The following is a 14,714-nucleotide window of genomic DNA, read 5'->3' as shown; positions in this document are numbered from 1 at the left end:
GTCCACGCGTCTCATCGCTTCGTTGTGTTCGTTATAAAGCTTATTCGATTCAGCCAGCTTCTCCATCGAGAACTTCGCTCCGGTACACTCCTCTAGGTCTTTGATAACCCTTTCATAACCTGCTTTCGTATAGTTGATTCCATATACAGGCTTTCTGTTTTGAGGGTAAGTCATCGGGATGAACTTGATATCCGGAACTGCGTACTTCCAGTTCTCGCCCATAGTCTTAAGAGTGTCACAAAGAGATGGAATTATGATAGCACTCGCACCTTCGAACTTGCCGGCAATTCCGAGCTCAAGGATAGTCTGCACGATAGAGCACATAAATGCAGGAAAGTATTCCTTCGACCTATTTAGCTCCATGTCAGTTCCCCATGTTCCCATTGGCACAAGCCCCATTGAATGCATGATTTCATCTGGTGTGTAATATGGGACAGTGAGTACAATCTTCTTGCCTTCAGCAAGATATTTATCCATCTGCTTGCGAGGAGATGATGCTATCTCATGAAACTCTTTAATTGAACTGTATGTCATAGCTACTTATCTCCTTTCTCAGCTTTGTTAGATTCCATAATCTCCATGAGCCCCTGTACTCTCGTGTCATACTGTGCTTCAGAGAAGTTTCGTGGGTCCGCCTGATCTCCGTCAAAGCTTGTAACCGGTATATCGCACGCTTCTCCTATCTGTCTGCTCATCTCATACATGAATCCGCTCCATAGTTTGCAGGAACGGTTGGTATGCACAAGCAAACCTTCGACGTGATTATCCTTGCAAAGCTTAATCCTCTTGTCTCTCGACTTCTCGAGATTAATAGCGTTTGGCACGCTGCAGTAAGCTTTAATCATCTCTTCAAATGAATGATAGTCGAAACCGAAAGCATCTGCGTAAATCGTAGTTACCATGTTGATGCCTCTATCCTTGAGACCATGCGAAGTTGCTCTCAGATATGGCCAACAAGCGATTCCTTCGAACATAATTCTGTACTTTTCCTCTGCTCTAAAAGTACTTGTTCCATTCAGGTGATTCTCCTTGTACTCCTTGAGCAGTGTCTCCATCGCTTCACCTGCTTCTTCCTTGCCTCTTGCCGTAACCATTACAGCCATGTGATTTAGTAGGTCGAAACCATTGAATGGAGATGGAACATATTTGGCCTGTGCTGTTGCATCGAGCCAAGCTCTGCTTGCTCTGCAGCTGAATCCAGTTACCTGCTTGAATTTTTCGTCATCCCACTTTAGGTCAAATAAGTGCTCAAGCTGATGAACTGCATCCCAAAACTGGGCAGATACATACTCAACTTCAGAGTCAGATACTTCGTAATCTGGATTAAATGGTATGTCGAGGATTATCATTGGGATATTTAAATCTCTTGCCAGATTCTCGTACCACTTAATCATGCAATTACAGATGTTGTTGCAGCATAGAAGCACATCTGGCATCGCAACGTCTTGTTCCGGACATTCCTTGAGTTTGGCATATGCAAGGCTCACTCTCGCATAAGCACAGATATCATTTGAATAACCATCTGCTTCTGCAACGTTACACATTCTTTCTCCAGCACCACGAGCAGCAATTCCTGCAGCCTGATTTTCAGGATAAGCAGTGGCAATCCCGAGAGTCTCTGGAATCTCTACCGGAAAGTTGCTCGAAACCCAAGCAACAGGAACGCCTTCCTTTTTAGCTTCAATCGCACTTGCAAAAGCATCTCCTGCGATTTTACCAAGCTTGAATTTAGCTGAATTAGGATCAATTGTCTTCTTAGGCTTTTTGATTTCCTCTGCCATAACCATACCTCCTCATTTATTTTGTTAATCATTTAATAAATTTTATTTGACTTTTAATACAGTCTATATTGAACATTGTTAATTTCGTTAATTTAATAACTTAATATAGGTAAATTTTTTACTGCCCTCGAGAGCAGCAAAAGCAATTATATATTATTCTTTAATTGAGTTTTATATGCATATACAGCAGCACCTATCGCTCCAAAATACTGTGCAAGTGGATCATACTCTATTTCAACTTCGAGAGCCTTGCTCATAGCGTTCCTCACTGCTCCGTTCTTTGCAACGCCTCCAGACATACATACCTTCTCTTTAATGCCAGCCCTTCTAGCTAAGGCGCTAACCCTTGACGCTACGCTGTTACAGATACCTGCAATTACATTCTCTCTGCTTTCTCCATTTGCAAGCTGGCTAATTACTTCAGATTCAGCAAATACCGTGCAGGTGCTAGAGATAGTAGCTGGTTTATCTGCTTTTGATGCTAGCACCTCTAGTTCAGATATATCTGTTCGTAAAATGTTAGCCATCACATCTAAAAATCTACCCGTTCCTGCAGCACATTTATCGTTCATTACGAAGTTTGTCATTCGTCCCGTATCATTAAGACAGATAACCTTTGCATCCTGTCCTCCAATGTCTATTACAGTTCTAGCCTCAGGAAAAATAATTTGACTTCCTAGCGCATGACATGTTAGTTCGCTCACTTCCAGGTCGCAGCCTCTATATTTATTTCTTCCATATCCGGTTATAACAGTGCACGAGGTATCAGTTTTCGATAGCCCTGATTTCTCCATAAGTTCACTCATAACTTCCTCTGGGCCAGAAGTTCCAAGGCCTCCAACACTAAGGGATTTCGCAACTATTCTTTTGCCATCTTCAAGTATTACACTTTTAGATGTTGTAGATCCTATGTCTAGTCCAAGAGTATACATCTGATATCCCCCTTATATTGTATTCATCTATGTACAATTTTATTATATCGCTCGTTATATTATAGTCAACCGACTTTGTTAAAAAAATATTATAGTTGTTTTTCAATCGTGTGTTTAATAATTTTTAATGGTCGAACTGATATATCTCCAATAACTGATTATTTCAGCGTTTATTATTAAAAAAGAGAGGCTTTCGCCCCTCTTTTCGTTTGTCTTGCTATAAATATTTGTAATAACAGCATCTTTCAATCCAGCTATTATCCTGTTTTTCTTTGTAAGATTCATCTTAATTATAAAATTAATCTACTTTAATCTTATCCCAAAGTTTAGACATTCTCTCCATGCTCTTTGCATCTGTGCCATTCTTCTTAAGCTGCTTCATATACATCTCCTTCGGCACCCCCATCTTCTTGTAAGCGCCAAGATACTTCTTGGAATAATTGCTCATATACGCGAAGAATCCGCCCATATAAACGGCACCAGCTACAGCAAGAACTGCTGCTGCAATCCATGTCCAGAAGAATCCGCACACGAAAATCAAAGCAACCCAAACGATTCCTAGAATTCGATTTATCTTTGTGATCTTCTCAATGTTGATAGACTTTGGAACCTGAATATCCTGCTCCTTCATCTGCTTCTTATATAGATTCTGCTGATAGCCCTTAGACTGTCTTATGTATTGTGGTGGTCTCTGCTTACCTTTGCTCATTTCACTATTCCTTTTCTAATTAATCTAGTTAAGTATTCTAACACAATTTATTCACTCTTTTCAAGCGATTTGAACATCTCCTGCATTGTCGGGTTATTTTTTGTCAACTTCTTAATCGTCAGATCTTCCGCTTTGTTATTCGCAAGCCTCAAATTTTTTTCAGATGAAGTCAGCGCTTTCTTAATTTTCTCAAGGTGATTTATAGATTTATCAATCTCATCAATCGCCTCTTGAAACTTTCTAGACGCAATGTCATAGTTTCTCGCAAATGCACTTTTGAAGCTCTCCATGTCCTCTTCAAAATGAGTAATATCAACGTTCTGCGCTTTAATCGACTCCAGCTCCTGCTTGTATTTTAGGGAGTTGTATCCCATATTGCGTAGCAATGAGATAATAGGTATAAAGAATTGTGGTCTTATAACATACATCTTCTCATATCTGTGAGAAACATCTACAATACCCTGATTGTAGTACTCATTATCTGCTTCTAACATCGATACAAGAACTGCGTATTCACACTTTTTTTCTTTTCTATCTTTATCTAATTCCTTAAAAAAGTCTTCATTCTTATGCTTTGTTGCCGTCGTATCCATCTCATTTTTCATCTCGAACATGATAGAAACGACCTCAAGACCAGCTTCGTCTTTCTCACTAAATATATAATCTCCCTTGCTTCCACTCCTCGCATCATTATCCTTTTCAAAGTAAGCATTCTGAAAAGCCGTCGCTCTGAGCTTATTAAATTCTATCTCACAGTGCTGCTCGAGAGTCTCTCCGAGCATCTTGGTAGACTGGCGTGCCTTAAGGTCCTTATAGTAGTCAATCTGTTCATCCTTCATCTTAAGCTTTGTCTCATACTCATCCTTAAGCACCTGTATGTTCAGTTCAGCCTGCTTTTCACTAACCTTTAGATCGCCAGAAAGCCTTTGAAGCTGTTCTTTTTTTAGTGAAAGTTCTTCATCCTTCGATGCTACAGACTTGCGGTACTCTGCGTCTTTTTCATCGACTAACTTCCTGTACTCAGATTCCTTCTGCTGTACCGCTTCACTAATTGCTAATGCTTTCTCTTTATCATAGGCCTCGATGCTAGCACGAAGTTTGATTATCTCCTGCTCTTTAGCTGCAATAGTTTCCTGTAGTGCTTCCTTCTTCAGCGAATTTTCTTCGTCCTTCGAGGCTACAGACTTGCGGTACTCTGCGTCTCTTTCATCGACTAACTTCCTGTACTCAGATTCCTTCTGCTGCACCGCTTCACTAATTGCTAAAGCCTTTTCTTTCTCATACGCATCTATATTGGCACGAAGTTTGATTATTTCCTGCTCTTTGTCTGTAATAAGTTCCTGGATCTTCTTTTCAGTCTCTATCTTAACAAGATTTACTGCTGCAGCTTTATCGTCTTTGTACTGTTCCTCAGCACGCTTTATCTCGTTATTAAATTCTTTATCCCTTACTTGCTTTACAATAGCTGCGTAACCAGCTTCATCTATTTGAAATGCTTCGCCGCACTTAGGGCACTTAATCTGCTGCATAATATTCCTCCTATAAAGTGATACTGTTATTTTATACAAAAAAGCTTCGGTGAAAAAGCATAAATCTAATCACCGAAGGTATTTTAATCATTATTCTCAAATCAAATTATGCAATATGTATCTGGAAATACACAAACTACTTCAGTTACTTATCATCTGGGATTACTTCTACATCCACATCTACCGCATCCTTTGTAAACTCCTCTTCTAACTCATTGTCAATACCATTGTTAGCTTTATAAGACCGAGTTTCCGAATAATAGTACTGCTGCGACGCCTCTTCATTACGACCACCCAACTTCTTCAAGATAGCTTGAAACAATACAAGGATACCGACAACAATCCAGAATACTGGATTTAAAATTATTGCCATCACTGCTGACAAAAGTATCAGTACTATGAATATTCCTATTAAGCAGCCAAGTCCACCATCATCCCGATAGTACATTTCATTTCCCCCCATGTATTAACTTTCACCTTATTGGTAAATTATCTTTACTTTATATCGCGTATTATAACATACGGTGTTTGTATTTTGGGTGACGCAATGATAAAGAAGCTATTATGAAAAACGGCTTAAAGTATTAAAAAACGGGGCCGAAGCCCCATCTCTTATATGAATAGTATCTGCATTTAGGTCGGAATTTAGTCGAAGTATCTCTCTAGAAGTCCAGCAAATGCCTTTCCATGTCTAGCCTCGTCTCTAGCCATCTCATGAACTGTGTCATGAATTGCATCGAGGTTAGCAGCCTTTGCTCTCTTAGCAAGGTCAAACTTTCCAGCTGTTGCGCCATTCTCAGCGTCAACTCTTAGTTGTAGGTTCTTCTGTGTGCTGTTAGTTAGAACCTCTCCTAGAAGCTCAGCAAACTTTGCAGCGTGCTCTGCCTCTTCGTAAGCAGCCTTCTCGTAGTATAGTCCAACTTCAGGATATCCTTCTCTGTGAGCAACTCTAGCCATTGCAAGGTACATACCTACTTCGCTGCATTCTCCCTCAAAGTTAGCTCTTAGATCAGCCATGATGTCCTCGCTAGCGCCCTGAGCAACACCTACAACGTGCTCAGCAGCCCAAGTCATCTCACCTTCCTGCTTCTTGAACTTCTCTGCAGGAACTCCGCATACTGGACACTTCTCTGGTGCCTGATCTCCCTCGTGAACGTAACCACATACTTGACATACAAACTTAGCCATTTCATTCTCCCTTCTTCAGCATTGCTGAATTACATAAAAATAAAGTCATTTGTTAATCATTTATGCACGACTCTTCGCCATGCAGTCAGGGCAAAGTCCATAGAAGTTAACTTCACACCCTTCTATTGAGCCAGAAAAATTCTCCTGGCCAATTTTAACGATCTGTTCCTTATCGGTATCAATATCGAGAACTGAACCACATTTATTGCAGAAGAAGTGTGCATGAGGCTTTACATTATAATCATACCTTGTTGCACCATCCGTGATAATAGTAGAAACCTCGCCCATACCTTCAAGTTGCTTTAAATTTCGGTATACGGTCGCAATACTAAGATTAGGCATGTTAACCTTAAGCTCTGAATACAGAGTCTCAGCTGTCGGATGATCTCCTCTATTCGATAATTGATCTTTAATTGCTTGACGCTGCTTGCTATACTTAATCATTAGTACCTCTAATATTGATAATCGTTATCGTTATTAATATAATATCATTTTAAATTAAATTGTCAACAACTAAATCAAGAAAAATTTAAATTTATCGTTTCTTATTATACGCAATGTTGCTATTATCGGTGTGTTATGCTAATCTAACTATAAATGAAGGAGGGATATTTCATGAAAATTCAGAAGTCTTCGGAAGATTATTTAGAGACAATGCTGATGCTTAGTGAGCAGAGAGGATATATCAAGTCCATCGATATTGCAAGGCATCTTGATGTAACAAAGCCTAGCGTTTCATATGCTACTAAGAGGCTCAGGGAAAACGGCTACATTACAATGGATGATGATGGTCTTATTCATCTCACTGAAACTGGAATGTCGATTGCTACAAAAATTTATGATAGACACAAGATGCTTTCTCGCTTCCTGACTCTACTCGGTATAGATAAGGAAACTGCTGACGAAGATGCGTGCAAGATTGAACACGATATTAGCCAGGCTACATATGAAGCCATTTGTAACCATGTTAATAACTTCATAGCAGAGTGCCCTGCTATGAACCATGACGGCGAGTCATCGCGTTAAATTTGAAAAATTTCTATAAACACCTGATAAACCATCTCGACTACGAGGTGGTTTTAATATTATTATATGTCTTTTTTCTTGTACGTAGTTGTTTACTTATCATGCTATATATGGCAAAATTGAATTGTGATATGGCGTCACTATTCAATATATTAATAGTGTGTTTTCTTCACTGTTTTGATTAAGTATTGAAGTGCACTTTTTTCCTTTTGTACTAAATATAATCAAGATGGGAAGCTTAAGTTATTGCTGTCACGCTTTATTAAGGAGGTTACCCATGACAGAACTTGAGAAAAAGCGCAAATACCCGATAGCTTTTTGGATTTGTGGCTGCACAGAAATATTTGAGCGTCTATCTTTTTATCTCGGACGTTCTCTGATCCTAGTATTCGTTTCAACTGCTGTTGCTTCTGGCGGACTTGGTCTTGCTAATACAACAGCTGCAAAGATGCAGGCAGACCTAACCGCTTACTCATATCTAGCAGGTTTCCTAGGAGCATTTATCACCGATAAACTGATCGGTGCTAGATACACAACTCCTGCAGGCATGCTCATTATCTCATTCGGTTACTTCTCCGGATCTATCGCACATGATGCAAAGCTAGTATACGTAATGGTATTCTGCGTAGCATTTGGACTTGGACTATTTAAGACTGGTCCTCTAATCGGAAGAGTTGTAAAGCCTCAAGATCTTAACTCGGCTTATTCAATCCGTTATTCACTTGTAAATGTAGGTGCGTTTTTTGGTCCTCTACTTGCAGGTATCCTATATCAGTACACATTTAAATCCGGCGACGTTCTCGGGTTCCGTCCTTGCTTTAGACTTGCTGCTATCTCAATGCTTCTAGGTTGCATCTGGTTTACAGTCGGAATGAAGCTCAAGGGCAATGACTACGGTAAGAAGCCGTTTAAGATGTACAAAACAGAGGAAGAACTCAAGAGAGAAGCTGAAGAGAAAGCTGCAGCAAAGACTCATCAGAAGATGACTCTTCTCGAGAAGAAGCGTGTATCCGCTATTATTCTCGTATCGGCATTCCAGATTATATTCTGGCTCTTCTGGTATCTAGCTTATCTACCAATCTACTACCACTGGACAGAGAACATGAACTGGAAGGTTGGAGGATTTACAGTTCCTACAACATGGTTCGACTCACTAAACGCTCTATTCTGCGTTATTTCTGGACCTCTAACTGCTCTTCTATGGCAGAAGCTAGCAGCTCGTCCACAGGGAGATATGAGTATCTTTAAGAAGCTCGGTCTAGGGCTAGGTTTCCTCGGAATCGGATACATCTACTACGCTGTAATAGATATCGTACGTGGAGATAGCAAGCCTACAGTGCTACTTCTAGTTGTCTTTTTCGTATTCCTAACACTTGGAGAGATGTTCTTCTCACCTCTAGGAAATGCGTTTATCGGTCAGTATTCACCAAGCCGTCTACTCGCTATCATGTCAGCAGTATGGGGACTCGGACTATTTGCAGCAGCTAAGCTATACGGAAACGTATACGCATTTGCATTCAGTGGAAAATTCGCATTCTCCAAGGCTTGTATCGCAATTGCAGCAGTTGCATTTGTAAGTACAATTATCCTATTCACTCTCGATGGAAAGTTAATGTCCCTCGTTAAGAATAAGGACGAAGAATAAAATCTATATTGATGTATGATCAATGTATTTACACATTTAATATATTGCTTAAAGCTCCGTTAGTAGCGGAGCTTTTTATCGTTTCTATATGACGTAATATTGCCCCATGCTATTTAGCATTAATTAGCTTTGCTTTGGGAACTAAGAGGTATAACAGAATAATATTAAGAGCAAATATTGTTACGAACATAATAACATCTTTGTAATCAATATTTGTTCAAGATGTTAGCCAGTTATGATATCGCTATAATAGTATCCAGGTAAAATCATCTGAATTTTACTAACAACTTCCATGCGTGAATATGTCAAAAACAGTTGCTTGTATTTTATCACCAAAATCCCCATCCAGTAAACTGGATGGGGATTTCATTGTTATATATCTATTATTATTTTAGATACCTAAACTTAAACCTCTCTTGTATATTTTGCCAGATACTCTCTCTCATCCTCCTCTAGGTATGGAGCGATAACTTCATATACATGTTTGTGGTAATCGTTAAGCTGCTTGCGCTCTTCTTCTGTCATGAAATCTGGATCAATAGCATCTAGGTCGAATGGAACTAGTGTAATTGGCTCGAACTTGAGAAATCTACCGTATTCATTTACCTCGTCGAGTACACATAGAAGTTCATTCTCTAGACGAATTCCGTGCGATCCTTCGATGTAGATGCCTGGCTCATCTGTGATAACCATACCTTCGTCAATTACGCATTGGTTACCCTTTCTGTATGTCCAACGGAAGCTTGCAGGTCCCTCGTGGATATTTAGAAGATATCCTACTCCATGACCAGTTCCATGGTTAAAGTTGAGATGGCGATCCCAGAATGGTTTTCTTGCATATGCATCAAGGATTACCCCGTTACAGCCGTAAAGGAACTTAGCATTTGCAAGAGATAGATTACTGATAGCAACTAGAGTAAAGTCTTTCTTCATCTGATCTGTAATCTCGCCTAATACGTAGGTTCTTGTGATGTCGGTTGAACCCTCGTAGAATCCTGCACCAGTATCTGTCAAGTGAAGTCCTTTAGCTAATACTGGGATATCTGTTTCAGGTGTTGGTGCGTAGTGCACAATTGCAGCATGTGCACCATAAGATGAGATTGGTTCGAAACTTGGGCGAATGAAGTTTCCGAGTTCGGCACGGAATTCATCTAGCTTGTTTGCAACGCTAAGTTCTGTCATCTCAATCTTACCAACATTCTCCTTGATCCATTTCATGAGACGCAGGTGAGCAATACTATCCTTTATTTGTGCTTTACGGATATTTTCGAGTTCTACGGAGTTCTTAACGTTCTTGAATATCATCTCAGGATTCATCACGTCAATCTTCTTAACTGACTTAGGAATGTTACAGAACATAGCATAATTAACTTTAGATGCATCTAACATCAGCTTAGTATCTTCTGGAATTTTCTTGATATCCTCATAAATGTCGTTATATGGGTGTAGAACTATTCCGTCTGCTGCAAAGTGAGCCTTAATCTCATCATTTAGTTTACGCTCGTCTATATATAGGTGATATGTATTCGCATCCATAAGCGCATATGATAGAACTAGTGGGAAGAAGTCGATATCATCTCCACGGATGTTGAGAGTCCAGCAGATATCGTCAAGTGTTGTAACAACGTGCATATCTGCCTCAGCATCTACCATCTTCTCACGGATATCAGCAAGTTTCTCAGCAACTGTCTTTCCAGTATATTTAACATCAAGATCAAACGCTGGCTTCTCTGAAAGTGGCGGTCTATCTGTCCAAATCTCGTCGATTAAATCTACACCGTACTCGATGCTGCCTTCATGCTTCTTAGCAATTTCAGCGTACAGAAGACCCTCTTCCATTGATACAACTCTACCGTCAAATCCAATCTTCTCACCCTTCTTGAGGTTACTGTTGATAAATGAATCTAATGTTGGAACTCCTGGCTCACCCATCTTCATTAACTCAACGGATGTATCCTTTAGCTGCTCAGCTGCCTGGATGAAGTATCTTCCATCAACCCAGAGCCACGCTCCTTCTAGACCTACTACTGCAACACCTGCAGATCCTGAGAATCCTGTGATGAACTTTCTTGCCTTGAAGTGCTCACCAACATACTCGCTCTGATGGAAGTCAGCAGTTGGAACTACGTAATAGTTAATACCGTGCTCCTGCATCTTGGAACGGAGTGCAGCGAGTCTCTCCTGAATAACACTCATTTAAAGTCTCCTTTCGAATGAACAATTAAATAATAATATTGTCTTAAATTGATTATAGCACCAGATACGTGTGGCAAAAAGCCTAACTACATAATCTGGTGCATAATCATATTGCGTCTTATGATAGTCCTATGATAGTTCCATCGGATAGAACATCCATACCGTTTGCAGCAGGCACCTTAGGAAGTCCTGGCATAGTCATGATTGAGCCTGTAAGCGCAACGATGAATCCAGCGCCAGCGGATACTCTAAACTCTCTAACCGTGATTCTGAATCCTGTTGGAGCACCGAGTAGAGCAGCATCGTCAGAGAATGAATACTGAGTCTTTGCAACACAGATTGGGAGCTTGTCATATCCTAGTTTTTTTAGTTCCTTAATCTGTTTCTGAGCAACTGCTGTGAAATCAACTCCGTCTGCACGATAGATTTCCTTTGCAATCTTCTCCATCTTCTCTTCTATTGGTAGTTCAAGATCGTAAAGTGGCTTAAAGTCAGCCTTTCCTTCCTCACAGATTCTGATTACTTCGTCAGCGAGCTCCATACCACCTTCGGCACCCTTAGCAAAGACCTCAGATAGAACTACCTTTACTCCATACTCTTCACAGATCTTATCGAGTAGCTCCAGCTCGGCCTCAGTGTCAGTTGGGAATCTATTGATTGCAACTACTGATGGAACGCTGAACTTAGTTACATTCTCGATATGTCTAATCAGATTGGAGGAACCAGCCTTAAGTGCTTCTAAATTCTCTTCCGCTAGGTTGTCCTTAGCTATTCCGCCATTCATCTTAAGCGCACGAACTGTCGCCACTATTACTACGCAGTCTGGCTTTAGTCCAGCGTATCTGCACTTGATATCAAAGAATTTTTCAGCTCCTAAGTCCGCTCCAAATCCAGCTTCTGTAACAACGTAGTCGCCGAGTTTAAGCGCTGTCTTCGTAGCAACTACAGAATTGCATCCATGAGCGATATTAGCAAACGGTCCACCGTGAATGAACGCAGGTGTATTGTCAAGAGTCTGAACAATATTTGGCTTAATTGCATCTTTGAGCAACAATGCCATAGCACCTGTAGCTTCTAAGTCTCCAGCAGTCACAGCATCTCCTTCATAATTGTATGCAACAACCATCTTTGATAATCTCTCCTTGAGATCATCAAGGTCCGATGCTAAGCAAAGGATTGCCATAATTTCAGAAGCAACTGTGATATCAAATCCGTTCTCGCGTGTTACGCCATCGCCCTTACCACCTAGTCCTATAACGATGTTACGGAGCGCACGGTCGTTCATATCTACTACGCGTTTCCAAACAATTTTTTTAGTAACTATTCCTAGCTTATTGCCCTGATGAATATGGTTATCTAGCAGAGCTGCAAGTAGGTTGTGAGCAGATGTGATAGCGTGGAAGTCACCTGTAAAATGCAGGTTGATATCGTCCATAGGAACTACCTGTGAGTATCCACCACCAGCTGCACCGCCCTTGACTCCAAAGCAAGGTCCTAGCGAAGGCTCGCGAAGAGTTGTAACAGTCTTCTTACCTAACTTACTTAGTGCCATTGAGAGCCCTACGTTAGTAGTGGTCTTTCCTTCTCCTGCTGGAGTTGGATTGATTGCAGTAACCAGTACTAGTTTGCCATCTTCTCTATTCATGTTTTCCTTAATATATGAATAAGAAAGTTTAGCTTTGTATTTTCCATATTGCTCAAGCTCATCACTCGGGATATCGAGCATTTTTGCAACTTCTGTAATCGGAAGCATCTTCGCTTCCTGAGCAATTTCAACGTCTTTTTTCATAACATTCCTCCACAAATATAACATGTGTCAAAAGCTTATATCTACATATATAGTTATATACAGCCATTATACTTCATGTTTACATTCCCATACAATACACTTGGGCATGATTAAATTATTTAATGATTCTATAATATATAAATATATATTTTATAGCTTTATTTATGGCGAATTCTCATGAGTCATTTGAAAGTTTGTATCATAAAAGGCAAACAGCTCTACTCTGCTTGCCTTTTAGTCTTTTATTAATTTCTATGAAGTATCTTAATAGTCCAATATAATATATTTCATTATGTACACAAGCATACTATCTGAGTTTAAGCTCATTATATGGTTCACGTCCTTCCTCATCCCTTATCTCACGCAGGTAGTTATATAGAGTCGCCTGCGAGATTGAAAGTTGCCCGCAGATAAACGGAACAGCCTCTTTCACGGAGAACAACCCTTGGAACTTAAATTTAGCCAGTAACTTAATCTTACCTTCCTTTGTATGAACAAAGCTAGGATCGTACTGCTTTATCGACTTTACGATAGCATCCTTCATCACGTTCTGAATGTAATCTTCGTCATTAATTGAATATGCCGAATCATCAGCCGTTGGTTCCTCAACATCATGGATTTTAATCGAGTCGCTGAGGTAGTTGATAATATCCTGAACCTTCGAAGGATCCTGGTTGATACAAATCATAGCTGCAGGATTATTCTCATCATCCATAAACATAAAGTGGGATGCACGAAGCTTTTTGCCTTGAGCCGACTTGCTTGCATAGCCGATTAGATGACCTTCGCCATCTGCTAGATTGCTTATAACATCATATACACCAGGGTTAATTCTGTAGCTTCTCTCCCTACCAGTGATATTGTTATTATGCATAAATACGATTTCGCGCTTAGTCAAATCGTGTAATACGACTTCTGTATCGCTACCCATCAGTTTAGCGATTCCAGACGCAACCTGCGCTAGTATATCTAAACGTTCTTCTTGAGTCATTTTTCTTCACTCCTCTTTTTGCGTAAGTTCAATTCCTTGGCGCCTCTCTGTAACCTTAGGAACATACTCTTCATCACTAAACCATGTTGTAAATCCATTACCATTTACTTCACTAACGTTAGTTATTGTAATAAATGCATGTTCATCTATTTCAAGAGCCGCTTGCTTTACTTTGTTGAGATTTCTGCTACCTACTACGCAGTACACCAAATCCTGTGCAGACTGCATATATCCACCTGTAGCGTGCATGATAGTCGTGCCGAAACCGAGCTGCAACAATCTCTCATTAACCTCTTTGATCTTCTTGGTGAAAATCATAAGCTGTACACCACCCTGACCGAGTAAAATCATCTTGTTCATAAATACGCTATAAATAAGTGCGTATAGGATTCCTAAGATAACACCGTTAGTCTTCGTTACAGGAATTTGAATCATGAAGATTGTAAAGTCGATAGCGTACATTATCGGTGCAATTTTAATCCCGAACTTTCTGTTTAAAATAAGTGGTGGTACGTCGATTCCACCGGTAGATCCGCCAACTCTAAGGATTAGTCCAAGACCTATTCCGTCGATAACACCGGCACAGATAGCTGCGAGTAGCGGATCATCTACTAGGTGATGCAGCACCGTTGCTTTCTGAAATATTCCAAGAAATACAGGGAACAGAACCGTTCCTAGTACGATTGAAGCAGCAAACTTCTTTCCTAGCGCCCATGTACCGATTATAAAAAGAATGACGTTGATTACTAGTACTGTCCCCGATACGCTAAGACCAAAATAGTGATTAGTCATACGGCCAACACCTGCTAGCCCAGAAACTACCATTCCATACGGAAGTGCAAAGCAGGCGATAGCAAAGGCACTTAATGCGTTACCGACAACCATCTGAAGCACTTCTAGTCCCACCTTGGAAGCATTTCTCATATTT

Annotated in this window: 14 protein-coding genes; 2 read left to right on the top strand and 12 right to left on the bottom strand. The window is 40.2% G+C overall.

What is annotated here, in order from left to right; all coding sequences use genetic code 11:
* The 8 genes from AXF17_RS09495 to AXF17_RS04810 form a co-directional block, all read right to left on the bottom strand.
* Positions 1-534, bottom strand: a 534-nt coding sequence (locus AXF17_RS09495) for a 2-hydroxyacyl-CoA dehydratase family protein (protein WP_237049001.1), incomplete at its 3' end; no start/stop codon positions are given.
* A gap of 2 nt (positions 535-536) precedes the next feature.
* The gene (locus tag AXF17_RS04840; protein ID WP_094234059.1) at positions 537-1,781 is read right to left on the bottom strand and encodes a 2-hydroxyacyl-CoA dehydratase subunit D; all 1,245 of its coding nucleotides are present in this window, start codon (positions 1,779-1,781) and stop codon (positions 537-539) included.
* Between the two features lie 146 nt (positions 1,782-1,927).
* The gene (locus AXF17_RS04835; RefSeq protein WP_094234058.1) at positions 1,928-2,713 is read right to left on the bottom strand and encodes an acyl-CoA dehydratase activase; all 786 of its coding nucleotides are present in this window, start codon (positions 2,711-2,713) and stop codon (positions 1,928-1,930) included.
* Positions 2,714-3,011: 298 nt separating this feature from the next.
* The gene (locus AXF17_RS04830; RefSeq protein ID WP_094234057.1) at positions 3,012-3,422 is read right to left on the bottom strand and encodes a hypothetical protein; all 411 of its coding nucleotides are present in this window, start codon (positions 3,420-3,422) and stop codon (positions 3,012-3,014) included.
* A gap of 47 nt (positions 3,423-3,469) precedes the next feature.
* Positions 3,470-4,951 (bottom strand): DUF2130 domain-containing protein, encoded by a 1,482-nt coding sequence (locus AXF17_RS04825; protein ID WP_094234056.1) that lies wholly within the window; start codon positions 4,949-4,951, stop codon positions 3,470-3,472.
* Between the two features lie 145 nt (positions 4,952-5,096).
* Complete coding sequence (locus AXF17_RS04820; RefSeq protein ID WP_094234055.1) at positions 5,097-5,399, bottom strand: hypothetical protein; 303 nt, start codon at positions 5,397-5,399, stop codon at positions 5,097-5,099.
* A 197-nt stretch (positions 5,400-5,596) separates the two neighbouring features.
* Positions 5,597-6,139 carry an NADH peroxidase gene (locus tag AXF17_RS04815; protein WP_094234054.1) on the bottom strand — a complete coding sequence of 181 codons (543 nt, stop codon included), beginning with the start codon at positions 6,137-6,139 and terminating at the stop codon, positions 5,597-5,599.
* 60 nt (positions 6,140-6,199) lie between these two features.
* Positions 6,200-6,583 (bottom strand): Fur family transcriptional regulator, encoded by a 384-nt coding sequence (locus tag AXF17_RS04810; RefSeq protein WP_094234053.1) that lies wholly within the window; start codon positions 6,581-6,583, stop codon positions 6,200-6,202.
* A 171-nt stretch (positions 6,584-6,754) separates the two neighbouring features.
* Between AXF17_RS04810 and AXF17_RS04805 the strand changes: the two genes are divergently transcribed.
* Both AXF17_RS04805 and AXF17_RS04800 read left to right on the top strand, forming a co-directional pair.
* The gene (locus AXF17_RS04805) at positions 6,755-7,165 is read left to right on the top strand and encodes a metal-dependent transcriptional regulator (protein ID WP_094234052.1); all 411 of its coding nucleotides are present in this window, start codon (positions 6,755-6,757) and stop codon (positions 7,163-7,165) included.
* A 277-nt stretch (positions 7,166-7,442) separates the two neighbouring features.
* Positions 7,443-8,810 (top strand): peptide MFS transporter, encoded by a 1,368-nt coding sequence (locus AXF17_RS04800; protein WP_094234051.1) that lies wholly within the window; start codon positions 7,443-7,445, stop codon positions 8,808-8,810.
* Positions 8,811-9,215: 405 nt separating this feature from the next.
* Here AXF17_RS04800 and AXF17_RS04795 read toward each other — a convergent pair whose 3' ends face one another.
* The 4 genes from AXF17_RS04795 to AXF17_RS04780 all read right to left on the bottom strand — a co-directional run bounded on the left by AXF17_RS04795 (position 9,216) and on the right by AXF17_RS04780 (position 14,710).
* Entirely contained in the window at positions 9,216-11,006 is a 1,791-nt protein-coding gene (locus tag AXF17_RS04795; protein WP_094234050.1) for an aminopeptidase P family N-terminal domain-containing protein, read from the bottom strand.
* 118 nt (positions 11,007-11,124) lie between these two features.
* Entirely contained in the window at positions 11,125-12,795 is a 1,671-nt protein-coding gene (locus AXF17_RS04790; RefSeq protein ID WP_094234049.1) for a formate--tetrahydrofolate ligase, read from the bottom strand.
* A 307-nt stretch (positions 12,796-13,102) separates the two neighbouring features.
* Positions 13,103-13,786, bottom strand: a complete 684-nt coding sequence (locus AXF17_RS04785) for a helix-turn-helix transcriptional regulator (RefSeq protein ID WP_094234048.1) — start codon at positions 13,784-13,786, stop codon at positions 13,103-13,105.
* Between the two features lie 6 nt (positions 13,787-13,792).
* Complete coding sequence (locus tag AXF17_RS04780) at positions 13,793-14,710, bottom strand: YitT family protein (RefSeq protein WP_094234047.1); 918 nt, start codon at positions 14,708-14,710, stop codon at positions 13,793-13,795.
* Positions 14,711-14,714 lie beyond the last annotated feature (4 nt).

The sequence above is a fragment of the Mogibacterium pumilum genome (assembly GCF_002243385.1).
GTDB classification, from domain to species: Bacteria; Bacillota; Clostridia; order Peptostreptococcales; family Anaerovoracaceae; genus Mogibacterium; species Mogibacterium pumilum.
Note: the sequence above shows the minus strand (reverse complement) of the source record. Positions and strands in the feature narration are given on the sequence as shown.